The organism is Carboxydothermus islandicus (assembly GCF_001950325.1).
GTDB classification, from domain to species: Bacteria; Bacillota; Z-2901; order Carboxydothermales; family Carboxydothermaceae; genus Carboxydothermus; species Carboxydothermus islandicus.
In genome coordinates this window covers 12980-36417 of the sequence record NZ_BDJL01000007.1, presented here as the reverse complement: position 1 = coordinate 36417, position 23438 = coordinate 12980, and the positions used below count along the sequence as shown (strand labels likewise).

Genomic DNA, 23438 nt, shown 5'->3' with positions numbered 1-23438 from the left:
ATAAAAAAGACACGCAAAAAGCGTGCCATTTATTAATAAAAGGGATTTAACCAATTGTTGAAATAAAATTCAGATAATGTGAAAAAAAATTCCGGAAAAAAGATACTTATAAAAGGTCAAACTCTTTTAGCTTGTTATACAAACTGCGGGGAGTTATTCCGAGAAGCTGGGCTGCTCTGGTTTTGTTATATTTAGCTCTTTCGAGAGCTTCCTTAACCACCGATTTTTCAAATTCCCGGGTAAGTTTCTTTAAGTTTAACTCTGAGCTCTGGGTTTTAGAAAAAGAAGTTTGGTGAGTTTCTTCAAAAAGCTTGGGCAGATGTTCGGGGCCTAAGCGGTCTTCAGCCAGGGATACTTTTAACATCGCCCGGCCTAAATAATTTTCAAGTTCCCGGATATTTCCCGGCCAGGAATAACTCATTAAATAGGGAAAAACTTCCGGATCGATAAATTTAATATTGCGGCCGTATTCCCGGTTGAGTTTTTGGACAATAGCCCGGGCTAAAGCGGGAATATCGGTTTTACGTTCTCGTAAAGCCGGTAAATTAATGGGGATTACGTTTATCCGGTAATAAAGGTCTTCCCGGAAGGTTTTATTTTTTACCGCTTCTTCCAGGTTTAAGTTGGTAGCAGCGATAATCCGCACATCCACTGGGACGGGTTGATTACCTCCTACCCGAACAATTTCCTTTTCCTGAAGAACTCGCAAGAGTTTAGCCTGCAAATTGGGAGAGAGTGTGGTGATTTCATCTAAAAATAGAGTTCCGCCGTTGGCTTCTTCAAAAACACCTTTTTTACCGCCTTTTTTAGCCCCGGTAAAAGCACCTTCTTCGTAGCCAAAAAGTTCACTTTCTAAAAGGCTTTCGGTTAAGGCCGCACAATTAATCCGGATAAAAGGTTTTTTTGCTCTGGGACTATGGTTATGAATAGCGTGGGCAAATAGTTCCTTACCGGTTCCGGACTCACCGCGCAGCAACACGGTAGCGGAAGTTTGGGCCGCTAACTTGGCAAGCTCCAAAGCTTCGATTAATAAAGGATGTTCTCCTACTATATCATCAAAGGTGTAGCGGGCACTCGAAGAAAGGGAACGCTTTAACCGATCGATTTCTTCGGTAAGTCTTTTTAATTCCGAGACATCGTGAATAACGGCAACACTTCCTTTTAGGGTGCCGTCGACAATTAGGGGTGCGGCGTTAACCACCACTTCCTTTTTTAAGGGACCAACTTTCATCGGGATATTTTTTATCGGCCGTTTTTCCTGTAGTACACGAAAATGCACACTTTCCCCTTCGGCAATATCAACCGTTGCCGGTTTACCGATGACATCCTTTTCGGTAAGTCCGGTAAGTTCGGTGTAGGCTTTATTGATTAAAAGCCCGTACCCCTGTTCATCAACCACCGAGATAGCGTCTTGCGTACAATCAATAATCGAAGTTAATAAGGTTTTAATTTCCTGAAGGTTGGTTAATTCCTCGGCTAACTTTTGCATATCAGTAATATCTTTAAAAATAGCAAAGGCACCGATTACGTCTCCAAACTCATTGATCAGAGGAATCCGGCTGGTAATAATTTTTGCCCGTCCTAAATCTTGAAACTGGTTAATTTCGGCTTTGCCGGTTTTAAGGATAATATGTAGCCGGGTATTAGGAATGGCTTCAACGACGTATTTTCCCAGTACCTGGTGGCGGTTTATCCCGGTAATTTTTTCGGCAGCATTATTAAACCAGGTAATAATTCCTTCACGGTTTACCGCAATTAAACCGTCGTGGGCGGAGTTAATTATGGCTTCAAGCTCTTGCTCCTGGTAAAAAAGTTCATCAGCTAAAGATATGAAAAGTTTAGCGATATAGCCGCTAAGATAAGGGATATTTTCCTTTAAGTTTTTTAAAGTTTTTTCTACTTGTGGGTCGCCGGTGGTGTCGATAATAAGGTTGGGAGCTTTCTCTAACCCTTCCTCAAGGGTTAAAAAAACCGGGATATTTAAGTCCTTAGCAATTTTGACTCCTAAAGCATCCGGGTTTTTTTCCACTGCCATAAGCTTTAAATTACTTTTTTTGCCAAGAATTTTTAAAAATCTTGTACCGCCCTGTCCTAAACCTAAAAGAAGGACCTTAATTTCTTCCATCGTCTCACCCTGTAGAATAAATTGTTATTTCTTAATATATTCGCCGAAAAAATCTTTAAACCTCTATTTTTCGTCAAACTCTTGCATAGGGATTTGGGGTGGGGGTAAGATGTTTTTAGAAGCAATTCTGGAGGGAGATAAAAGTGAAAATTATCGATGCTCTTTTTGCGCCAGGACTTACCGGCTTTTATTTTGATGATCAAGAGGCCATTAAAAAAGGTGCCGTACATAACGGGTTCTGGTACGAGGGAAAACCCCAAACTCCCGGTTTCAAAAGGATTCGCCAGAAGGGTGAAGCGATTCTGGTTATGCTTGTTTTGGAGAATGGGGAAGTGGCGTACGGCGATTGTGCAGCGGTGCAGTATTCCGGAGCGGGAGGTCGGGACCCTCTTTTTACTGCTGAAGATTTTTTGCCGTTCCTGGAAAAAGAAATCCGCCCGAAGTTAATCGGGCTTGAGGTAGATAGCTTTAGAAACCTTGCTTATATTTTTGACCGGGAGCTAACGGTTAATGGAAAACCTTTACATACCGCTTTAAGATACGGACTAACCCAGGCGCTTTTAGATGGCGTAGCCCGGGCGCAAAAAAAGCTAATGGCGGAAGTGATAGCGGAAGAATATCAGTTACCGCTGATACCCGAGCCGGTTCCTATTTTTGTTCAAACAGGCGATGACTTATACACCAATGCCGATAAGGCAATTATTAAAAGAGCCGACGTTTTACCCCATGCCCTCATTAATAATGTGGAGGAAAAATTAGGGCGGCAGGGGGAAAAGCTTTTAGCTTACCTGAAGTGGTTGAAAAAAAGGATATTTGAGCTGGCCGGCGAAGAATATCGTCCGGTTATTCATATTGACGTTTATGGTACCATCGGGTTAATTTTTGCCAATGACCTTGAGAAAATTGCCGACTACCTTTCGATTTTAGGGCAGGAGGCATCTCCTTTTAAACTGCGAATTGAAGGACCGGTAGATATGGGAAGCCTCTGGGGGCAAATCGAGGCTTTATCTAAGCTAAGGGAAATAATTGACCAAAGAGGTATTCCGGTGGAAATAGTGGCCGATGAATGGTGTAATACTTTAGAAGATATTAAACTTTTTGCGGATTATAGGGCAGGGCACATGGTACAGATAAAAACTCCCGATTTAGGGGGTATTAATAACGTTGTGGAGGCGGTGCTTTACGCTAAAAAGAAAGGTATAGGTGCATATTTAGGCGGTACTTGCAACGAAACCGACCGTTCAGCGCAAATTTCGGTGCATTTGGCTCTGGCAACCCGCCCGGACCAGATGTTAGCCAAACCCGGGATGGGATTAGATGAAGGGTTAATGATTGTTTATAATGAAATGCAGCGGACAATTGCCCTGTTAAAAAGGCGAGGAGGTTAATACGTGGAAAAAATTAAAATTCTATCACCAACGGCCATATTAGGTTACGGCTTTCCGGTAAAATCTTTTGAAGCTGGCTTGGAAAAAAAGCCAGATGTCATTGCTGTTGATGCGGGCTCGGTAGACCCCGGGCCGTACTACTTAGGCGCCGGCAAATCGTTCACCCAGCGGGCTGCGGTCAAAAGGGACCTTTATTACATGCTTAAAGCTTGTGGGGAACTAAATATTCCGCTGTTAATTGGGACTGCCGGGGGAGCCGGCGGCAGGGTTCATTTAATGGAAGCAGTAGAAATTATCAAAGAACTGGCTTCTGAAAATAAACTTTCCTTTAAAATGGCGGTTATCGATACTGAAATAAATAAAGAATGGTTAAAAGAGAAAGTAAGTCACGGTAAAACTAAACCTTTAGGCAACCTTCCGGACTTAACCCTTCAGGAAGTAGAGGAAGCGGTGCGGATAGTTGCCCAGGCAGGAATGGAGCCGTTTATCAAAGCGTTAAAAGCCGGTGCTCAGGTAATCGTGGCGGGAAGGACTTTTGATCCGGCGGTATTTGCTGCCTATCCGGTGGCCCACGGCTTTGATGTGGGATTATCCCTGCATTTGGGTAAAATATTGGAATGTGCGGCTATTGCTACAGAGCCGGGCAGCGGCAGCGACTGTCTGATGGGGGAACTCGACCGGGAAGGATTTGTAGTTTACCCTTTAAATCCCGAACGGCGGGCAACTCCCCTTTCGGTCTCGGCCCATTCCCTTTATGAAAAGACCAGCCCTTTTGAGTTACACGGGCCGGGAGGTAAGCTTGACCTCTCACAGGTGAAATTTCAAGCGGTAGATGACCGAACGGTGAGGGTTACCGGTACTAAATTTATTAAAACCACCATTTACTACCTGAAAATTGAAGGAGTAAAAAGAGTAGGATTCCGGGCTATTAGCATTGCCGGCAGCAGGGACCCGAAATTTATTGCAAATTTCCGGTCAATAGCATCAGGGGTAAAAAAACGGGTGGAAGATAATTTTCCGGAACTAAAGGGGAAGTATTATCTAAACTTTATTGTTTACGGGATAAACGGTGTTATGGGGGCGTTGGAGCCGGAAAACAAGCTTTCCCATGAAATTGGCATTGTTATGGATGTGGTGGCGGAAGATAAAAATACTGCCGAACAGATATTAGGCTTTACCCGCAGTACCATGCTCCATTTTGGTTTTCCCGGGAGAATTTCCACCGCCGGAAATCTGGCGTTCCCCTTTTCTCCTTCCGACATTCCGGTAGGCGATGTTTATAATTTCTCCATCCACCATTTGGTGGAAGTGGAAGATCCGGAAAACCTTTTTCCCATCGAATACCTTGAAATAGGGGGGTAGTGGGCGGTGGTAAAACTTATTGATATTGCCAGAGTAATCCGCAGTAAAAATTCCGGACCTTTTGAGCTAACATTTGACATTATTTTTAAAGATAAGGAAATTTACGAAATGGTTAAAGGGAAAAAAGCTATTAATAGCGAATTAATAAAAAAGCTTTATAAAATTTCCGAAGATAAAATTATCGGTATATATTATTTTGATCCGGCACTGGCGGTGAAGTTTACTATAGTTCGTCCCCTGCCAGCAGGACACCTGGGGGAAACCGATATTTACGGGGCCCAGCAGCATGCACCGCTTTTAATTGCAGAAATTGACCTGTAAAGGAGAGGCAAAATGGGAAGAATTGAGGTCATTACCGGGCCAATGTTTTCAGGGAAATCGGAGGAATTAGTGCGCCGGGCTTTACGGCTTATGTATGCCAGGAAAAAAGTAATAGCTTTTCACCATGCTTTAGACAACCGCTTTGGACACAAAAAAATAGCCAGTAGAAGTGGTTTTGAACTGGAATCGTATCCGGTAAGCAGTTTTGATTTTGAGATAATCTGGGACTTAGCTAAAGATTACGATGCAGTACTGGTGGATGAAGCCCAATTCTTTAGCGATGAACTGGTGGACACCTGTTTAAATTTGCGCCGGCGTTCGAAAATTGTGGTGGTTTCCGGTTTGGATTTGGATGTTTACGAAAATCCTTTTGGCCCAATGCCCAAACTGTTAGCTCTGGCTGACCGGGTAGATAAATTAAAAGCAGTTTGCTTTGAGTGCGGAGAGGAAGCTACGATATCATACCGTTTATCGGGGGAAAAGGAACAAATAGTGGTTGGTGACAAAAATTATATCGCCCTGTGTTATCGCTGTTATTATGCCAGAAAAAAAGAAGAGCGGTAGAACGCTACCGCTCGTAATAACGGCACTTTTCCCGGGAACAACTGCGGGGATGCTTAAGGTGCTCGCTGCATGATACTTTATAATTAAGGGGTAGATATATTTCATATATATCTCGCAGAAAATTTACTCCTACTTCAATACCAATAAAGACAAACTGCCGGCAGCACGATGGTCCCGAAGCTTCGGCTATAGCCCAGGCTGTTCGAGCAGCAACCTGCATGGCAAGAGAATTTTCCCGGTTTTTGGGACAGCTTGCTTTTAAAAGGATGCTCATCACCGCGCCAACGGCTACGGTAACTCCGCAGATGCCGGTTAAACCGCAGTAGCCGCCAAAAGCCTGCTTCTGGATTCTATGGAAAGCTTCATCAAAGGTGGCTTCGGTTATCTTAAACCGGCGGTATTTTTTTAAACTTCCCAGGAGAGCGGCGGCAACAACATAGGCGTTTTCGCACCCCAAGAAGGGAAGATTTTCTTCGGATAAAATTACACTGGCAATTTGGCGTGGATCTTCTAAATGGGTTAAAAGCGCAAATTCTTTAATTGGTTCAAGACAGTTTTGGCCGTGACAATCGTTGCATATATAATGACCGTTTATACAAATGATATTGCCCCAATCGATTCTCTGACAAAGGGCGCATACCATCTCTCTTCCCCGTTCATGATAAATCAGTGGCGAGCCGCAGATCGAGCAGTTATTTTCTTTTAAAAAGCCGACCTCGGCTTGGGGTGCAGGGCTTCAACAGGGAGAATATTTTTGCGCCATTTAATTCACCTCAGGAAAATAAATTCGGTAAGTATAGGAAAAATCCTGTTTAAAAATCTTTGTTTGCTATAAAAATAAATTATGGTTATTTTAAGAAAGGAGGTATAGTATGGACATAAGGGAAATTTTGACCCGTTTTAAAAATATTGCGGTAGTGGGGGTTTCCGATAAGCCGGAACGGCCAAGTTATCAGGTAGCAAAGTTTTTAATGGAAAAAGGATATAAAGTTTTTCCGGTTAATCCTAATTTGGATAGCTTTCTTGGCCAAAAAGCTTATAAGTCTTTGGAAGAAATTCCGGAAAAGGTGGAAATTGTGGATGTTTTTCGCAAGACTGAAGAAGTACCGGCAGTAGCTAAGTCTTCCGTGGCTATTGGTGCTAAGGTTTTATGGCAGCAGGAGGGAGTAAATAGTCCGGAAGCCAGGGAAATTGCCGAAGCTGCCGGTTTAGTTGTTATTGCCGATCGCTGTATTAAAAAGGAATATCTTAAAAATTTCCCTTAAAAAAGGGGGGCTGGTTAGATGGCTAATTGCACCGAGGTAATGGTTAAAGAACACGAGCTTATTTTGCGAATGTTAAATATCTTAGAAACCGGAGCGGATAAGCTTTCCCGGGGAGAGTTTGTGCCGCCGGAAGTGTTTACCGGAGCGGTTATTTTTATCCGGGAGTTTGCTGACCGCTTTCATCACGGCAAAGAAGAAGAGGTGTTTTTTCCTGCCCTTTATGAAGCGGGAATGCCAGAAGAAAACAGTCCCCAGGAGCTTTTAAATTTAGAGCACAAACTCGGGCGAAGGTTTGTGGGACGCCTGGATGAAGCAGCGGAACAGTACATGGAGGGAGATGACGGGGCAATACCGGCAGTGGTGGAAGCGGCCCGGGATTATGTAAAGCTTTTACGGCAGCATATCTTAAAGGAAAATGAGGGACTTTTTCCCGTGGCAGAACGCCTTATGAGCGATAGTTTAAAGGAAAAGGTAAACCAGAACTATGCGGAAGTAGAAAGGGAAAGATTTCCCGCAGATACGGTGCTAAGGTTTACGCAGTTAGTGGAACGTTTTGAGCATTTGTTAGATATAGATATAAAACATAATTAAACCGGGGGATGATATGGAGTACCGGTGGAGAGTAATGTGGGTAGTGGCTCTTGGGACTTTTATGGCGCCACTGGATGCCAGCGTTGTTAATATTGCCCTTCTTTCCATAATTAAAGATTTTAAGGCAAGTTTAGCAACCGGGGAGTGGGTAATTTTAATTTACCTTCTTTTCATCAGCACTCTTTTGCTGACTTACGGACGCCTGGGGGATTTGTACGGTAAAAAATTGGTTTACGTTACGGGATTTGTGGTTTTCACTGTTGGTTCTTTATTATGCGGTCTTTCCCCTACCCTTGGTTTTTTGATAGGAGCAAGGGTTATCCAATCCCTTGGTGCAGGGATGATGATGGCCATGGCACCGGCAATTGTTACCGAAGTTTTTCCACCGCAGGAACGGGGAAAGGCTTTGGGGATAAATGGCATGATGGTGGCTGCAGCTTTGGCTTTTGGGCCTTCTGCCGGGGGATTTTTAACACACTTTTTCGGGTGGCGTTCCGTGTTTTTTATTAATCTTCCTGTTGGAGTAATTGGCAGTATTTTGGCCTTTAAAATAATAAAGCCCGATTTATCCCGGGAAAAACATTCTTTTGATTTTGCCGGGGCTTTTTTAAGCTTTCTTGGCCTTGGAAGCCTTTTAATCCTTCTTACCTTTTTTGAAAAGTACGGCTTTACCCATCCCTTAATGATTGGTGCCTCAGTTATTTCACTCCTGGCTTTTCTTTTGTTTTTATACACCGAAAAAAAGGTTTCCGAACCTATGGTGGATTTGAGCTTATTTAAAAACCGTGATTTTTCTTTTAGCAATTTAAGTGCTTTTTTAAGTTATGTTGCCCTATATCAAGTGGTGTTTTTAATGCCGATATATCTGCAGCAGTTGCGACATTTTACACCTGAAAAAGCAGGAATGGTAATGTCGGTGCATCCGTTACTAACAATGATTGTAGCCCCTTTAAGCGGAAGCCTATCCGACAAAATTGGTTCGATGATTTTAGCACCCTTAGGAATGACAGTAATGGCTTTAGGATTATTTGCCCTTTCCCGTTTAAATAACGAGACAACAGTTGGCATAATCATCTTGTCTTTAATGTTAATTGGTCTTGGCAGTGCTATTTTTCAGTCGCCCAACAACAGCACCATAATGGGGAGTGTTCCTAAAAATCGCCTGGGAACCGCTTCCGGATTTCTGGCTACCATGCGCAATGTTGGGATGGTAATGGGGGTAGCCGTTGCCGGGGCCGTGTTTACCGGCCGGCGTACTCATTATTTAACTTATTATTTGCAAAACCACTATCCTGAAGAACTTGCAGCCACAAAAGCCTTTGTTTTAGCATTTAGGGAAGCATTTTTAGTGGGAGCTTTTATTGCATTATTGTCGGCTGTTGCTTCACTGGTAAGAACCCGGGAGCGAAAAGAAAAATTTTTGCCAAAATAGTTTTGGAGTGTTTTCTATGGCCTTAAAAGAGCTGGCGAAAAACTTCTGGCGGAAAAACTTTAATTTAAAACCCTTTGAAAAGGTAATAATTGTTTTTGATAACAAACGGGAAGAGCTGGCGCGAGCTCTTTCCGAAACTGCCGTCATGTTTAAAGCCGATTTGGGCCTGGTAAAAATTTATGATGCGGATCTTCCTCCGGATATCGAAGACCGTCTGGTCGGGGCGGACATTGTTGTTTTTTTGACCGAAAAATCTTATTCCCACCACCCCTTAAGGGTAAAGGCTTGTGAGGCAGGAGCGCGAATTGCCAGTCTTCCCAAAATAACTTCGGAAATTTTTAAAAGAGCTGCTCAGGCGGATTACGAAAAATTGGAGGCCAGAACGAAAATTTTGGCGGACCTTTTAACCGCTGCTTCCGAAGTCAAAATAACTTCTGCCCTTGGAACCAATTTTACGGTAAATATTCGCGGGAAAAGCGGTTTGCTGGACATTGGCAACTTTACCGAGCCCGGTAATTTTGGCAATTTTCCCGCTGGGGAAGCGTCTTTAGCACCGGTCTTAGAGGGGACTTCCGGGGTTTTGGTGGTGGATGGCCGAAAAAAGCTTTTTGGGCCCCACCCTTTGATTGTTCGGGTGGAAGACGGCCGGGTGGTGAATGTTGAGGGGCCCGGAAGTACGGTGCTGGAGGAGTATTTTAATGTCTACGGTGAAAAAGCCCGGATAATTGGGGAGTTTGGGATTGGCAGTAACGAGCATGCTCACTTAGAAAGTATTCCCCTGGAGGCGGAAAAAGCAATGGGAACGGTTCACTTAGCTCTGGGTAATAATTTGTCCTTTGGCGGGGATAACGATGTTCGCTTTCACCTGGATTTAATCATTACTCAGCCTACGGTAGCGTTAGATGGGAATGTAATTATCAAGAAAGGTAAGCTTTTAATTTGACCGTTTAGGGGCAAAAAACGACCGTTTACCCCAAAAAAGATGAATATTGACATTAAATCCCCTAAAATTTATACAGGGGGTTTTTTTATGCGAACGGTTAATCAGGTTAAAGGTTTTGTCTACTTTGTGGAAGATGACTGTTTAAAGACCGGCTTTAATTATCTCATTCGCTACCCGCAGTTAATTTATCCCCTGGTGGGTTATAAGGGGAGGCTTTTAGGAGCAGTTGAGCTTTCTTCGCTGCTCTATGCTATATCCACCCTGCAAAGCCACGCCACGCCAATAAAAATGTACGTTCGGGGAGATTGTCCCTTGCTTCCCGCCGGTTTAAGGAAAGAAAAACTTTTAGAGGTTTTTGTTCGGGAACCTTTTTTGTGGTATTTGCTGGAAAATGAAAGCAAAGGTTTTGCCGGTCTGGCTCTGGGATATAAACTGCTGCAGGATGGAGTAGGTGAAGGAAAAATAGAAGCGGCTACGGTTAGAAAATTCAGTGAGCTTTTTGGAGAAGAATTTTATAAAATCTTAAAAATTTTGGATGCGGGACAGATATCGTTTTTGTTTAAAAAATTTTTAATGATTGCGATTTATAAAGCTTTTAATTTTAAAGCGGTGTATCCCTACCTTGATTTATCTTCTCTGGAAGAAAAAATTATAGAATTAAGTCTTAAACTTAATAACGGCCAGAAAGCTGAACTGGCTAAAATTGCCGGATTTAAAAGATCGGCTTTGTATCAGCAACTTAAAGGTCAAGTAAGGGAGGGGAAAAAAGCGTGAATTTACTTCAGGACCAGCCGCTAATTTTGGACTTAACCCGTCTTTTACCCGGTCCCTATGGTACTTTTCTCCTGGCGGCGTACGGAGCGAAGGTGATAAAAATTGAAGAACCGGTGGTCGGTGACTACTTAAAAAGTATGTTTAGTTCTGATGGTGGAGATTCGTTTATTTACAGGGTTTTAAACAATAATAAAGAAAAAATTTATTTAAACCTGAAAGACGCCAGTGACCGGGAAAAATTTTTAAATTTGGTTAAAGAGGCTACTGTTTTGGTAGAAAGCTTTCGTCCCAAGGTTATGGATCGCTTGGGCATAGGTTATAAGAGGCTTAAAGAAATAAATCCAAAGCTTATTTACATTAACCTGGGTGGCTATCTGGAAGGGTCCGAGCAGGCAGAGAAAGCGGGACATGACATAAATTATCTTGCTCAAAGCGGAATCCTGGGAGATACCTATAAAGATGGACCGGTGGTCTTTGGAGCACCAATTGCTGATTTTGCCGGAGGACTTGCCTTGAGCTCGCTGGTGATGGGTAGTTTATATTATCAAAAAGTTACGGGGCAGGGTATGTATATCCAAATTGGAATTGCGGAGCTTATGAAAAGCTGGGGTGTACTGACGGCAGCCTTTTATGGTGAAAAAGATAAAGTACCGCCTCCGGGTAAGGGAATCTTAAAAGGTGGAGTAGTTTGCTATAATATCTATCGGGCTAAAGATGGCTATATTTCTCTGGGAGCTTTGGAAGAAAAGTTCTGGTTAAATTTTATAAAGGCTCTCGGGCGGGAGGATTTAAAACCGGGGCAATTTACTCCGGCGGTCAAGGGGAACCGGTATTATGACGAAATTTGTACCATCTTTGCTAATTTGACATTAACTGAGGTGGAGAAACTTTTTAAGGATGTTGATTGTTGTCTAGCTCCTGTGAAAGAGCTAAAGGATATTGCGACCGCTGATGTGGTTGAAGGTAGCGGGAAAGCTCTGGGATTTTTCCGGATAGAAAGGTAAGTGGGCGGGCTTAAGATATTTTTCTTTTGGGAAAAGGGATGATTTTTGTGGTAATGTTTAACTCTTCCATAAGCCTTTTTCTTTCTAAAAAGAGGTTTTTATTTAACTTGTAAAAGGTTTCCCAGTATTCGTTTAACCAGGACACGGGAATATAAGCCTTTTGATTTATTTTAAATACCGGAAAATTGCCGTGAAGGAGACGGTATAAATTTTCTTGCCGCTTGATTTCTTTCTCAATTTTTTTTAATTTGATACTTAATAACATTTTTTTATCCATTTTAACACCCCCAAGGAAATTATAACATAAATTTACAAAAATTACAATATTATAAATGAAAGGTTATGATTGTTATGAAATTTCAATTAAATTTGGGAAAGATTTTAAAGCGTGCAGCCAACTACTTTGGGGAAAAAACCATCGTATCTTATGAGTCTCTGGAGCGAAAGGAGATAACCTATAGAGAGTTTTACTCCCGGGTCTTAGCTTTAATTGGGTATTTAAAAGCCCTGGGGGTTAAAAGAGGAAGTCGGGTTGGGGTTTTTGCCTGGAACAATTTAGCCCACTTAATCCTTTATTTTGCGGTGCCCTGCTCCGAAGCCGTTTTACACCCGGTAAATTTACGGTACAGCAAAGAACAAATGCTTTATACCATAAATCACGCTGAAGATGAAGTTTTATTTGTGAAAAAAGAATTTTTGCCTTTAGTGGCGGAAATAAAAAGCGAACTTCAGAGGGTGCGCCAGATATTACCTTTAGACGCGGTTTTCACCAATTTTGCTTCTTTTGCCGAAAATTTTGACCAAATCTCCGAAGACCTTCCGGCAAAATTATGTTATACCACCGCAACCACCGGTACTCCCAAAGGCGTAATGTATTCTCACCGGGACCTGTATCTGCAAAGCATGGCTCTTTGTATGACCGATACCTTTGGCATATCGGAAAAAGATCGAATATTGCTCATGGTTCCGATGTTTCATGTAAATTCCTGGGGAATTCCTTATGCTGCGGCAATGGTAGGTGCTACGATGGTCTTGCCCGGGGAAAATTTTAAAGGGCAATTTTTAGCTAAAATAATTTTTGAAGAAAAAGTAAGTTTAGCTGCAGGAGTACCCACCGTTTTTCAGGAAATTTTAAAAGCAGCGCAAAGCGAAAATATTGATTTGGGAAGTCTAAGGACAGTTCTGGTGGGAGGCGCTCCCCTTACCAGAGAAATTATTGAGGGATTTGCCCGGTATGGTGTTGAAGTTCGTCAGGTTTACGGACTTACCGAAACAGCACCTTTTGTAGCAAGTAATTACCGGAAATCAACTCTTGTCCATCTTACCGAAGAAGAAAAGAAAAAACAGCAGTTAAAAATCGGCCTTCCCGCACCGGGAGTTGAGGTCCGGGTGGTGGGTAAAGACGGTAAGGATGTGCCCTGGGATGGGAAATCCATTGGTGAGCTCTGGTTAAAAGGCCCCTGGATTGCCAGAGAATATTACAATGATGAAAAGCATACCAGAGAAGCTTTTGTGGATGGCTGGTTTAGAACTTTTGATTTAGTTAAGATTGATGAGTTGGGTTATATCGAGTTTTGCGACCGGGAAAAAGATGTAATAAAAAGCGGTGGGGAATGGATTTCCACGGTGGCGGTGGAGAAATATCTTTTGTCCCACCCCGATGTAAAAGAAGCTGCGGTGGTAGGTTTACCCCATCCTCTCTGGCAGGAGCGACCGGTAGCTTTTGTTACTCTGTGGGAGCAGGCAAGGGTAAGCGAAGAAGAACTTTTAAATTATTTGCGGGGAAAGCTCCTTCCCTACTGGATTCCCGACCGCATACTTTTTTTACGGGAGTTGCCCCATAATTCGGTAGGTAAAGTAGCTAAAAAATTACTGCGGGAAAAATATCATGATTTACTGCTTAAAGATACGAACGAAAAAGGAGAGGTATAACTCTAAATCACCGGTTTTTACCGGTGATTTAATTTTTTATCAAGCTTTAGAGAAAGGAATTTTTTTGAAGAATGACGAATTAAAAATAGAGGTGAGAATATGGTGAAAAAAGTTGGCAATTCGAAACTTATTTTAAAACTTGGTGATATTACCGAAGAAAAGGTTGATGCTATTGTTAATGCTGCTAATTCAAGGCTTGCCGGGGGAGGTGGGGTAGACGGTGCTATTCACCGGGCCGGTGGGCCGAAAATTATGGAAGAATGCCGGAAAATTATTAATAAAATAGGTTTTTTACCTCCCGGAGAAGCGGTAGCCACCACCGCCGGAAATTTACCGGCAAAGTACGTGATTCATACCGTAGGGCCCATTTACCGTGGTGGCCAAAAGGGTGAGGAGAGTACTTTACGGAACGCCTATTTAAATTCCCTGAAATTAGCAAAACAGTTAGGGGTTAAGTCGATTGCCTTTCCTTCGATAAGCACGGGGGCTTACGGTTACCCCGTTAAGGAAGCGGCGATGGTAGCTTTAAAAGCGGTGAGCGAGTTTTTAGAAAGGGAACCCGAAAACTTTACCGTGGTTTTTGTGCTGTTTGACGAACTTACTTATGCTGCCTATGAAGAGACTTTAGCAACTTATTTAAAGTAAAGAAGGGAGAAGGAAGATGAAAGTTTTTGCTTTAATGGGAAGCCCGAGGGAAGGTAGTAATACCGATATTTTAATAGAGGAAGCACTAAAACCTGCCAGGATTGCCGGCTGGGAAGTGGAGAAGTTTAATATTGATCAGCTCTACATCAATCCGTGTCGGGGATGTATGGAGTGCCGGGGTACCGGTGATTGCAGCTTAGAGGAAGATGATATCCTGGTGGTGGCCAGGGCAATGGCCGAAGCCGATGCCTACATTATTGGAGCGCCGGTTTACGGTAACCATCTCCCCGGTCAGGTAAAGGTTTTGTTTGACCGACTGTCAGGTTTAATTCATAAAGTCAGTTATGATGGGGAAAGTTTGCGTTCCCAGAGCCGCTTACCCCATAAAAAGCGGCAGGCTTTTATCTTTGCCGTAGCAGCGGCAAGTAGACCGGAAGCGTGTGATGGAGTTCTTAGGTACTTAAAGTTTTTTGTAAGACCGGAACTAAACGGTGGAGAGGTGTTTGAGCTGGCAGTTACCGGAGTTGGGGCTAAAGGGCAGATAGGCTTTGGAGCCGAAGAGTTAGAAAAGATGCTAATTAAATATAATTACGATAACCCTGAAGAAAAAATTAAGGAATATCTTGATTTGCACAAAAAATACCTGAACCTTGCCCGGGAGTTTGGAGAAAAGATTTTGGACCTGTGAGTGAAATATAAAAAAGGAAGGGTTTTTCGCCCTTCCTTTTTTACTTTAACAAGGAAATTAGCTGGTACATGAGAGCAGCCATCAATCCTGCCGCCGGTATCGTTAACACCCAGGCCGTTACGATGTTTTTACCCACTTCCCAGTTGACCCCGCTAAATCTTTTGGCCGAGCCCACTCCTAAAATCGAAGAAGCCACCACATGGGTGGTGCTAACCGGAGCTCCCAGGAGGGAAGAACCGTAAATAGTAATTGATGAAGAAAGGTCTGCAGCAAAACCGTTTACCGGTTCGATGCGGAAGATTTTACTGCCCATAGTCTTAATGATCCGCCATCCGCCGGAATAGGTCCCAAGACCCATAGCTAAAGCACAGGCGAGTTTTACCCAGAGGGGAATTTCAAAAGTTGTAAGATATCCTGCACTAAAAAGAGCTAAAGTGATAATTCCCATCGACTTTTGGGCATCGTTGGAACCGTGGGAAAAGGAAGCCATAGCGGCGGATAACACCTGGAGTTTTCTAAACTTCATGTTCAGGGGAAAAGGTGCCGCTTTATCAAAAATCCAGAAAAAAGAAGTCATAATAATAAAGCCTATGGAAAAACCGATAATTGGAGATAAAACCAATGGTAGCAGGACTTTTTCTAATATTCCTTTAATAAGTAAGGCTTTGACACCGGTACCGGCAATGGTGGCCCCGATTAATCCCCCGATTAAAGCGTGGGAAGAACTGCTGGGTAGTCCGTAATACCAGGTGATAAGGTTCCAGGTTATTGCTCCCACTAAAGCGGCAATAATAACGTACTGGTTAATGGTGTGAGGCTGAACTATACCTTTACCGATGGTTTTGGCTACTGCGGTGCCGGATACCGCACCGACAAAATTTAAGATTCCGGCTAATAGAACCGCCTGTTTTGGGGATAGGGCCCGGGTGGTGACCGAAGTTGCTACGGCATTGGCGGTATCGTGAAAACCATTGACAAAGTCAAAGGTTAGCGCCAGGATGGTTACGATAACCACTAAGGTAAGCGTGCTAAGCATACTTTAAAACTACCCCTTTAATTAAGTCTCCTAAATCTTCGCATAAATCTAAAAGTTCTTCGATATGTTCGTATATTTCCTTCCACTTAATCAATTCAATGGGGTCTTTCACATGTTTAAACAAATAAGAAGTTCCTTCCTGGAAAATTTCATCACCAACACTTTCCAAACGGTTTATTTCCATGCAAAGTTCAATTAGTTTTTCATGGTGAGCGGGCACGTTGTCCAAGAGCTTTACCGCATCAAAAACTTGGTGGGCAACTTTATTAATTACCTCGACCATTTTTAGTGCTGTCGAAGTGGGATTTATGGCATCGTATAATACCATTTTAAGATAGGTCGCATAAATGAAGTCTAAAATATCATCCAGGTTTGTAGCAATTTTCATAATATCTTCCCGGTCCATCGGAGTGGAAAAGCTTTTGTCGAGCTTATCTAATAAGTTACGGGTAACTTCGTCTCCTTTACTTTCTATTACTTTTAATTCCTGCAAATTTTCCTGGGCGGAATAGGGAGAATTTACTGCCCGGGATAGGACTTCTGCTCCGTCTAAAAGATATTTGGCACTTTCGTTAAAAAGCTCGAAGAAAATGGGTTTTTTTGGCTTCAAGGAAATCATGGGCTCCCCTTTCTCCTTCCTTACCTTATTGTATTTAAAGTTAAGATTCCGTTGTTATTTTACTTTCTTTTCCCGGGAATGTTAAAGTTGCTTTACAATCTATTAACATAAAATTAACTCCTCAATAATTATGTTGTATAATATTGTCAAACTGGCAAAAGGGGAATATTACGATGTTAAAAACAAAGGTATTTCAGGAAGTATTGGCAATTAAAATGGGAAGAACCATCTTTGGCAAGTTATTGTATCCCGTTCATGCTTTTTATTTTGATGGGGTATTAATCGATACCGGCTGCTGGCACTGCCGCTTTGAATTTGTTTCTTTTCTCAAGGAATTAAATATTGATAAAGTTATTTTAACCCACGCTCATGAAGACCATTTTGGTAATGTCTGGGCTGCTGAAAAATGGCAAATTCCAGTATATGTGGAGGAAAAGGGTTTACCTTTTTTACAGGAACCGCAAAGATTAAAGATGGAGCTCTACCGGAAGATAACCTGGGGGGAACCGGCAAAAGCCAAAGCCCTACCTTTACCCCAATTGGTAAAAACGCGGCATTTTACTCTGGAAGTTATTAAAACCCCCGGGCACAGTCCGGACCATGTCTGTTTTTATGAACCGGAAAACGGCTACTTATTTTCCGGAGATTTGTATTTAGGGGAACGTCAGAACTTATTAATGGCGACTGAAAATTTCTGGGAAATCAGAAATTCTTTAAAAAAGGTGTTAGCCTTAAAGCCGCAAATTATTTTTTGCGGTTTAAACGGGTATGTACCCGGGGCTTCAGAAAAATTAAGAGCAAAACTTAATTACTGGGATGATTTAGCCGGTCGGGTTTTGGATTTAGCAGCCAGAGGACTTAGTCTAAGGGAAATTGACCGGGTAATATTTAAAAAGAAACATTTTATTTCCATAGTTTCCGGCGGTTCTTTTTCTTCTTTAAACCTTATCCGGTCAATAATAAGAGACCGGCAGGAGTAGGGAAAAATTTAAGAAAAATTTACTTTGGACCCAGCTCAGGGTCCTTTTAATTTTTATTTTCCGTGTAAGAAATTTGTAAGAAATGAAAGTTATTATTATAACAAACATGTTTAAAAAGGGGGTAGGTCAGCGTGGCTCAAAAATTTACACGGCGTAAATTTTTAAAGGGCGCTGGTGCCGGGGCAGCGCTTATGGGTTTAAAGGCCGTCGAGAAAAGCCGCTGGATTGAGAATTTTAGCCGGGATATAGCTGAAGCTGCCAATCTTCCGGCGGAAAAGTGGGTAAACAGCGTCTGCCCTTATTGCGCTTGCGGTTGTTCAATCCTTTACGGGGTAAGGCAGGGAAAAGTGGTAAGTGTTCGGGGTAATCCCGAGGCCTGGAACCGGGGCGGTGTTTGTATAAAAGGGGCAACCCTGGCGGATTTGTACCTTTTCAATTCTCCCGGGGTCAAAGACCGGCTGAAAAAGCCGCTTTTGCGGGACCCGGAGAAAAGGGGTAGTTTGGACAATTTCCGGGAAGTTTCCTGGGACGAAGCGTTAGATTATATGGTTAAGAAAGTAAAAGAATACACTAAGACAAAGTTTGGGGATAAGCACCCCTTTGCCATGTACGGTAGCGGTCAGGCATCTCTTGAATTTAATTATCTGGCGGCAAAATTCAATGTCATAGGCATGAATATTCATAACGACAACAACGGCCGGTTATGCCAGGCAACGCAAGCCAACGCTATGGTGATTTCCTTTGGTATCGATGGCCCACCGATGAGCTTTGACGATGTTTTTGAGGCGGATAACCTGTTTCTCTTTGGTTTTAGCATAGCTGACACCTTACCGGGTTGGTTTGGCAAATTGGTGGAAGCCAAAGTTCAAAAAGGTGATAACTTAAAAATTGCCGTGATAGATCCCGTGAAGATTTCCGCCACCCAGATTTTAAATTATAAAGCGGGGGATTTATATCTTCCGATTATTCCTACCACCGATGTGGCCTTTATTAACAGTATGGCCCATGTCATAATTTATGAACTTGAGGGAGTAAACCGGGATTATGCCGGTGATGCGAGCAGGTGGGCCGATGACGTAATAAGCGGTAAAGTAAAACCCAAACATATCGACACCGAATTTATCGCCAAATATGTGAATTTCTATCGGGGTGATTATCAAGTTTTAGCCCGGCTGGGTAAAGAAGGCCCTAAAATTTTCGATGAAATTAAGCTTCCTTCCGGACTGGAAGGGTTTAAGGAATACGCCAAATTTTTAGCCGCATACAAACCGGAAAATGTAGCCCAAACTACTGGATTAACCCCGGCTGATATCCGCAAAGCGGCTCAAATGTTTGTCCGAAATAAAAATACCATGTCGATGTACCTGCAGGGTTTTGGCCAGCAGTCAAATGGGGTTTCCAAGCACTTAGCTCTGGTTACCCTGCACGCGGTGACCGGCCGGCTTGGCAGAGCTGGAGCAGGAGTAATGCCGTCGGTAGGTCAGCCTAACGGACTTGGGCAAAGGGTTGGGGGTGCGGTGGTAGGCAGACTTCCGGGCAACCGGAATCACGCTTTGGCTGCCCATCGGGCATCACTGGCCAAGGCTTTGGCCCGGGGGAACCAGGAAATGGAAGCCAAAATTTTGGAACGGCTTGAAGACCCGGTAACAAAGAATTCCCGACTTTCCCTGACCTCCGTTGATATCTTTAAAAACCTCAAAAATGGCAACATAAAAGGGGTCTGGACGGTTTGTAACAACCCGATGGTGGCTTTTCCCAATCTTAACATGGTTCATGAGGCTTTACGGAAAGCCGATTTAGTGGTGGTTCAGGACATCTACCCAACCGAAACTATGGCTTTTGCCGATGTGGTGCTGCCAGCGGCAGCGCTCTCCGGAGAAGCGTGCGGGACATATTTAAATTCGGAGCGACGGGTACAGATGTTAGAAAAAGCGGTGGAACCGCCCGGGGACGCTTTACCCGATGGAATTATTCTCCTTGCTTTTGTTTACAAGTACCAGAAGGCTTTGGCTGCGGAAGGGCGGCAGGAAGAAGCGGATTTTCTGAAGTTTTTATTAGAGCCTATAATCCAGGGTTACGAGCCGTTATTTGAAAATGTCCAGGCCAATATCCGGGAATTAAGGGAAGCTAATCAGGAAATTCAAAAACGGCTGTTTAGCGAACTTGCATATGTTTCGAAGGGCATACCGGGCAATGATTTTAGTGGCTTATCCTATGAACGGTTAAGGACGGAAAAAGATGCTAAAGGGTACGTGGGCTTTAAACTTCCCGTATTGGACAGCAGTCACAAAGGCCTTGAACGGCTTTACGATGAAAACTACGAAGCAGTATATCAAAAACGTTTTGCTACTCCGGACGGAAAACTTCGTTGTTTCTTATTTGAGCAAGTTCACCCCGCAGAGGAATGGATTGATGCCGAGTATCCGTTTATGCTCACTCTACCCAGAATTTATGAACACTGGCATACCAGGACCCGGACGGGACGCTGCGCAATGCCCCACCGGCTGCGCCCCGAAGCCTGGCTGTCCATAAATCCCAACGATGCGAAGAAACTCGGTATCAAGGATGGGGACTGGGTAGAAGTGGAAAGCCGTAGGGGTAAGGTTACGGTGAAAGCCAAAATCGATACTGTAAAAACACCGCGGGAAGGGGTGGTTTGGATGCCCTGGGCTTATGGCTTTTTAGGGAATTTGTTTACCGGCCAAAAAGAGGCGCCTCCCGGAAAATCCGCCGGAAATGTCTTAAGTACCGATGCTTACGATCCCGTTTCCAAACATCCAGAACTAAAATTTACCGCGGTGAAAATAAGAAAGGTGTGATGACGGATGGCTCGTTACGGAATGGTTATAGACCTGCGTAAATGCCGGGGGTGCCGCGGTTGTACCGCGGTTTGTGCCGTGGAAAATAATGTTCCGGTAGATAGAACCGGTGAAGAGGCCGGTGAGCAGTTAGCCCGGTGGGCCGCCGGGGAGCTTGATTACTACAACATGCGGGTTTTAACCGCAACGGTATATGGTCAAATTCGCTCCATACCCATGCCGTGCATGCATTGCGACAACGCACCCTGTATCACCGTTTGTCCCGTAAAAGCAAGTTACAAAAGAAAAGACGGCATAGTAGCCATCGATAAAGATAAATGCATCGGTTGCCGGCTTTGTTTAAAGGCCTGTCCCTATCAGGCCCGCTATATCCGCAAAGTTCCGGTAAAGGGTGAACCCAAGGGAGTAGCTGGAAAATGCGAGTTTTGCGCTCACCTTGTAGATAAAGGGGAAAAAACCATGTGCAGTAGAAGTTGTCACTCCGGGGCGATAAAATTTGGCGACTTGGATGATCCCAATAGTGAAGTAAGCCAGCTTTTAAAGCAAAACGCTAAAAAGGTAAAAAGGCTCAAACCAGAATATAAAACGTCACCCAGAGTTTATTACATTACCTTTTAGGGGGGAGAGCGGTGAAAAAAAAGCTCCGGCTTTTTATTCTGTTAATTTTTGTAATGCTTATGGCAACTCCCGTAATGGCCAAATCCGATGGGAGTTACGGGAGTAATTGCCTTAGCTGTCATACAAGGTATGAATTTCCGGAAATTAAGCCCCGGACGGGGAGCACCATTACCGAAGCCCAGTTTGTAAATTTGCTCTTAGAAAAAATTTTGCAGCAAAAGGTGCAGGTGTTTGACCGGGAAGCAGCAGGAAATGTTACCGATTTAAAGTATTTGGCCGATACCGGCCTTGTAGCTGGCATGGAAGTGAATATCAAAAATCCCAATAAAGGCCTTACCAGGCTTGAAGCGGCGTGGTACCTGGCTCAGGTGCTAAAACCTTCCCTATCATCCAAAGAAACCGCGGCTATTTTAAGCCGCCTGGCCGACCGGAATAAAATCCCTTCTTCCTACCATAAAGGGGTTGCCTATATGCTGAAATATAAGCTACTAACTCCGGAAGCAAAAGTAGTTAAGGTTCGGAAAAAAGTTAACGGAAAATGGGTTTACCAAAAAGAAACCAGGTATTATTTAAACCCGGGCAAAATTGTTACCAATACCGAAGCGATTAACTGGATAAATAAAATAAAAATTTAAATAATTTGGGGGTGCAAAGTTGAAGAAAAAATTACTGTTAACTCTGGTGATAGCAGGTATTATTTTGGCAACGGCTCTGGGAATTGGGATTCACGAGACCAGCAAGCCAACCTTTTGTAATACGTGCCATTCCATGGAGCCTTACGTGGCTGCCTGGAAAACATCAACCCATGCCAGTACTGATTGTATGGCCTGCCACAGGGACCCGGGGCTTGTAGGACTTGTAAAAGTTAAACTTGGTGGTCTTAAACAAGTGGCGGTAGAGCTTACCAGTAAGCCTGAACCGGAAGAAATTAAAGGGAAGGCAAAAGTACCTAACCGCCGCTGTCAGTCCTGCCATGAATTAAATAAACTTTCCGGGCCTACGGCTATAAATTTTAGTCACGAACTGCATGCGGGTAAAAAAGGATTGGAATGCGTAACCTGTCACGGGGATCTGGTTCATGGCGAGCCTAAAACTTTAAAAATGCAGGACTGCCTCGACTGTCATAAAGCGAAAAGCGGGCCGGTAAAATGTGAAAGCTGTCATCAGAGTAAAGCGACCATGAAACCTCAGAATCACGATGCCAAATGGCTTGCAGCTCACGGTGAGGCAGCCAAAAAAGATCTAAAATCCTGTACCACCTGCCACACCGGGGAATTGGGGGTAGAAAAATACTGTAACACCTGCCATAACGGGGTACAAATGCCCCATCCGGAAGGGTGGCTCCAAAATCACAAGGTTTCCGATGTAAAAGTATGCAACACCTGCCATGAAAAGCCCGTAGAAAATGGAAAGGCCCAAACCTGTATTAGCTGTCACCAGGTTGAGATACCCCATCCGGCGAATTGGAGTAAAGAGCATGGAAGGTTTACTTTGCAAAATAAAAACGTCAACTGCTACTCTTGCCATACAAAAGCTGAGTGCAGTAGCTGTCACAAAGTAGACATGCCCCATCCGAACGGGTGGCTTAGAACTCACGGAGCTACGGCTTTAGCCAAGGGAAGCAGCACCTGCTATACCTGCCATAGCAAAACTACCTGTACCAGCTGTCATACAAGTAAATCGCCCCATAATAGCACCTTTTTAACGGTTCACAGCAAGGAATATGGGAAAAATCCGGCAAAATGCAACACCTGTCATACCGATAAAACTAACTGCAATACCTGTCATCAGAAGCTTGGTCACGATAGTAGCTGGATAATACGCCACGGGCAAGTAGCGCAAACCCAAACCTCATGTGCTCCTTGCCACCGGCAGCCGGATTACTGCAGTACCTGCCATCCTAAAACCGGTCACGATGAACGCTGGATACAAAACCATGGTATTACGGCCAAACTTCGTCCCGAAAGCTGTAAACCCTGTCATGATTTTAAAAGTTTTTGTAAAAAATGCCATAATTAAGGAAATCTAAATGTTCCGGGCACTGCCCGGATTTTTTTTACGAATATTGTAGAAAAATTGTTATAATTATCGTAGAAAGTAAAAAGGGGCAGTAGATATGATGCGGGAAATCAAATTAAGCCACAAGCTTATGCTTGGCATGGGTGTTGTCATTGGTTTTTTTTCCCTCTTGGCTTTTATCTGGAACGTTGCCGAAACCCGCTATAGTTATCAAAAAGAGCTTTTAGAAAAGGCCCGGGTTATTACTTCCGGTCTGGTGGCAACGCGCCGGGTGATTGCCGAAAATCAAGATAGAATAAATTACGACAGCCGG

Annotated in this window: 24 protein-coding genes; 19 read left to right on the top strand and 5 right to left on the bottom strand. The window is 43.5% G+C overall.

What is annotated here, in order from left to right; translation table 11 throughout:
- Positions 1-106 precede the first annotated feature (106 nt).
- The gene (locus ciss_RS01860) at positions 107-2125 is read right to left on the bottom strand and encodes a sigma-54 interaction domain-containing protein (RefSeq protein ID WP_075864619.1); all 2019 of its coding nucleotides are present in this window, start codon (positions 2123-2125) and stop codon (positions 107-109) included.
- 143 nt (positions 2126-2268) lie between these two features.
- Between ciss_RS01860 and ciss_RS01855 the strand changes: the two genes are divergently transcribed.
- The 4 genes from ciss_RS01855 to ciss_RS01840 are packed head-to-tail and all read left to right on the top strand — an operon-like array spanning position 2269 to position 5760.
- Complete coding sequence (locus ciss_RS01855; RefSeq protein WP_075864618.1) at positions 2269-3513, top strand: methylaspartate ammonia-lyase; 1245 nt, start codon at positions 2269-2271, stop codon at positions 3511-3513.
- A 3-nt stretch (positions 3514-3516) separates the two neighbouring features.
- Positions 3517-4875: an acyclic terpene utilization AtuA family protein gene (locus ciss_RS01850; RefSeq protein WP_075864617.1), complete on the top strand. Its 1359-nt coding sequence runs from the start codon at positions 3517-3519 to the stop codon at positions 4873-4875.
- 6 nt (positions 4876-4881) lie between these two features.
- Positions 4882-5196 (top strand): DUF4387 domain-containing protein, encoded by a 315-nt coding sequence (locus ciss_RS01845; RefSeq protein WP_075864616.1) that lies wholly within the window; start codon positions 4882-4884, stop codon positions 5194-5196.
- 12 nt (positions 5197-5208) lie between these two features.
- Positions 5209-5760 (top strand): thymidine kinase, encoded by a 552-nt coding sequence (locus ciss_RS01840; RefSeq protein WP_075864615.1) that lies wholly within the window; start codon positions 5209-5211, stop codon positions 5758-5760.
- A 4-nt stretch (positions 5761-5764) separates the two neighbouring features.
- Here the strand turns inward: ciss_RS01840 and ciss_RS01835 are convergent, their stop codons facing one another.
- Complete coding sequence (locus ciss_RS01835; protein ID WP_075864614.1) at positions 5765-6403, bottom strand: DUF5714 domain-containing protein; 639 nt, start codon at positions 6401-6403, stop codon at positions 5765-5767.
- A 229-nt stretch (positions 6404-6632) separates the two neighbouring features.
- Between ciss_RS01835 and ciss_RS01830 the strand changes: the two genes are divergently transcribed.
- From ciss_RS01830 to ciss_RS01805, 6 genes are all read left to right on the top strand, one after another.
- On the top strand, positions 6633-7025 hold the full coding sequence (locus ciss_RS01830) for a CoA-binding protein (protein WP_075864613.1): 393 nt from the start codon (positions 6633-6635) through the stop codon (positions 7023-7025).
- 18 nt (positions 7026-7043) lie between these two features.
- Positions 7044-7616 carry a hemerythrin domain-containing protein gene (locus ciss_RS01825; RefSeq protein WP_075864612.1) on the top strand — a complete coding sequence of 191 codons (573 nt, stop codon included), beginning with the start codon at positions 7044-7046 and terminating at the stop codon, positions 7614-7616.
- 13 nt (positions 7617-7629) lie between these two features.
- Positions 7630-9048: an MFS transporter gene (locus tag ciss_RS01820; RefSeq protein WP_075864611.1), complete on the top strand. Its 1419-nt coding sequence runs from the start codon at positions 7630-7632 to the stop codon at positions 9046-9048.
- Between the two features lie 16 nt (positions 9049-9064).
- Positions 9065-9991 carry an aminopeptidase gene (locus ciss_RS01815; protein WP_075864610.1) on the top strand — a complete coding sequence of 309 codons (927 nt, stop codon included), beginning with the start codon at positions 9065-9067 and terminating at the stop codon, positions 9989-9991.
- An 87-nt stretch (positions 9992-10078) separates the two neighbouring features.
- Complete coding sequence (locus tag ciss_RS01810) at positions 10079-10765, top strand: hypothetical protein (protein ID WP_075864609.1); 687 nt, start codon at positions 10079-10081, stop codon at positions 10763-10765.
- Positions 10762-11769: a CaiB/BaiF CoA transferase family protein gene (locus ciss_RS01805; protein WP_075864608.1), complete on the top strand. Its 1008-nt coding sequence runs from the start codon at positions 10762-10764 to the stop codon at positions 11767-11769. The genes ciss_RS01810 and ciss_RS01805 overlap by 4 nt, the downstream gene beginning before the upstream one ends.
- A 10-nt stretch (positions 11770-11779) precedes the next feature.
- Here ciss_RS01805 and ciss_RS01800 read toward each other — a convergent pair whose 3' ends face one another.
- Positions 11780-12046: a hypothetical protein gene (locus tag ciss_RS01800; protein WP_075864607.1), complete on the bottom strand. Its 267-nt coding sequence runs from the start codon at positions 12044-12046 to the stop codon at positions 11780-11782.
- Between the two features lie 74 nt (positions 12047-12120).
- Between ciss_RS01800 and ciss_RS01795 the strand changes: the two genes are divergently transcribed.
- The 3 genes from ciss_RS01795 (at position 12121) to ciss_RS01785 (ending at position 15034) form a co-directional block, all read left to right on the top strand.
- On the top strand, positions 12121-13701 hold the full coding sequence (locus ciss_RS01795) for a long-chain-fatty-acid--CoA ligase (RefSeq protein ID WP_201787759.1): 1581 nt from the start codon (positions 12121-12123) through the stop codon (positions 13699-13701).
- Between the two features lie 99 nt (positions 13702-13800).
- Positions 13801-14346, top strand: coding sequence for an O-acetyl-ADP-ribose deacetylase (locus tag ciss_RS01790; protein ID WP_075864606.1), 546 nt, complete (start codon positions 13801-13803; stop codon positions 14344-14346).
- A 16-nt stretch (positions 14347-14362) separates the two neighbouring features.
- Positions 14363-15034, top strand: coding sequence for a flavodoxin family protein (locus tag ciss_RS01785; protein WP_075864605.1), 672 nt, complete (start codon positions 14363-14365; stop codon positions 15032-15034).
- A gap of 40 nt (positions 15035-15074) precedes the next feature.
- Here the strand turns inward: ciss_RS01785 and ciss_RS01780 are convergent, their stop codons facing one another.
- The gene (locus ciss_RS01780; protein WP_075864604.1) at positions 15075-16070 is read right to left on the bottom strand and encodes an inorganic phosphate transporter; all 996 of its coding nucleotides are present in this window, start codon (positions 16068-16070) and stop codon (positions 15075-15077) included.
- A complete protein-coding gene (locus ciss_RS01775) occupies positions 16063-16689 on the bottom strand; it encodes a DUF47 domain-containing protein (RefSeq protein ID WP_075864603.1) in 627 nt (208 codons plus the stop codon). Before ciss_RS01775 ends, ciss_RS01780 begins: the two co-directional genes overlap by 8 nt.
- A gap of 173 nt (positions 16690-16862) precedes the next feature.
- Between ciss_RS01775 and ciss_RS01770 the strand changes: the two genes are divergently transcribed.
- The 6 genes from ciss_RS01770 to ciss_RS13210 all read left to right on the top strand — a co-directional run.
- A complete protein-coding gene (locus tag ciss_RS01770; protein WP_075864602.1) occupies positions 16863-17669 on the top strand; it encodes an MBL fold metallo-hydrolase in 807 nt (268 codons plus the stop codon).
- Between the two features lie 131 nt (positions 17670-17800).
- The gene (locus ciss_RS01765; protein ID WP_075864601.1) at positions 17801-20488 is read left to right on the top strand and encodes a molybdopterin oxidoreductase family protein; all 2688 of its coding nucleotides are present in this window, start codon (positions 17801-17803) and stop codon (positions 20486-20488) included.
- A 6-nt stretch (positions 20489-20494) separates the two neighbouring features.
- Positions 20495-21106, top strand: coding sequence for a 4Fe-4S dicluster domain-containing protein (locus ciss_RS01760; RefSeq protein WP_075864600.1), 612 nt, complete (start codon positions 20495-20497; stop codon positions 21104-21106).
- An 11-nt stretch (positions 21107-21117) separates the two neighbouring features.
- A complete protein-coding gene (locus ciss_RS01755; RefSeq protein WP_075864599.1) occupies positions 21118-21741 on the top strand; it encodes a hypothetical protein in 624 nt (207 codons plus the stop codon).
- Positions 21742-21760: 19 nt separating this feature from the next.
- Entirely contained in the window at positions 21761-23125 is a 1365-nt protein-coding gene (locus tag ciss_RS01750; protein WP_075864598.1) for a cytochrome c3 family protein, read from the top strand.
- Between the two features lie 97 nt (positions 23126-23222).
- Positions 23223-23438: DUF3365 domain-containing protein (locus ciss_RS13210; RefSeq protein WP_166503963.1), on the top strand; the 216-nt coding region annotated here is incomplete at its 3' end.

Bases quoted from the DNA above. Each gene is read 5' to 3' on its own strand.
- ciss_RS01820 (WP_075864611.1), top strand. From the start codon at position 7,630: ATGGAGTACCGGTGGAGAGTAATGTGGGTAGTGGCTCTTGGGACTTTT.
- ciss_RS01835 (WP_075864614.1), bottom strand. From the start codon at position 6,403: ATGGTATGCGCCCTTTGTCAGAGAATCGATTGGGGCAATATCATTTGT.
- ciss_RS01790 (WP_075864606.1), top strand. From the start codon at position 13,801: ATGGTGAAAAAAGTTGGCAATTCGAAACTTATTTTAAAACTTGGTGAT.
- ciss_RS01830 (WP_075864613.1), top strand. From the start codon at position 6,633: ATGGACATAAGGGAAATTTTGACCCGTTTTAAAAATATTGCGGTAGTG.
- ciss_RS01825 (WP_075864612.1), top strand. From the start codon at position 7,044: ATGGCTAATTGCACCGAGGTAATGGTTAAAGAACACGAGCTTATTTTG.
- ciss_RS01795 (WP_201787759.1), top strand. From the start codon at position 12,121: ATGAAATTTCAATTAAATTTGGGAAAGATTTTAAAGCGTGCAGCCAAC.
- ciss_RS01770 (WP_075864602.1), top strand. From the start codon at position 16,863: ATGTTAAAAACAAAGGTATTTCAGGAAGTATTGGCAATTAAAATGGGA.
- ciss_RS01810 (WP_075864609.1), top strand. From the start codon at position 10,079: ATGCGAACGGTTAATCAGGTTAAAGGTTTTGTCTACTTTGTGGAAGAT.
- ciss_RS01840 (WP_075864615.1), top strand. From the start codon at position 5,209: ATGGGAAGAATTGAGGTCATTACCGGGCCAATGTTTTCAGGGAAATCG.
- ciss_RS01760 (WP_075864600.1), top strand. From the start codon at position 20,495: ATGGCTCGTTACGGAATGGTTATAGACCTGCGTAAATGCCGGGGGTGC.
- ciss_RS01860 (WP_075864619.1), bottom strand. From the start codon at position 2,125: ATGGAAGAAATTAAGGTCCTTCTTTTAGGTTTAGGACAGGGCGGTACA.
- ciss_RS01780 (WP_075864604.1), bottom strand. From the start codon at position 16,070: ATGCTTAGCACGCTTACCTTAGTGGTTATCGTAACCATCCTGGCGCTA.
- ciss_RS01815 (WP_075864610.1), top strand. From the start codon at position 9,065: ATGGCCTTAAAAGAGCTGGCGAAAAACTTCTGGCGGAAAAACTTTAAT.
- ciss_RS01775 (WP_075864603.1), bottom strand. From the start codon at position 16,689: ATGATTTCCTTGAAGCCAAAAAAACCCATTTTCTTCGAGCTTTTTAAC.
- ciss_RS01785 (WP_075864605.1), top strand. From the start codon at position 14,363: ATGAAAGTTTTTGCTTTAATGGGAAGCCCGAGGGAAGGTAGTAATACC.
- ciss_RS01800 (WP_075864607.1), bottom strand. From the start codon at position 12,046: ATGGATAAAAAAATGTTATTAAGTATCAAATTAAAAAAAATTGAGAAA.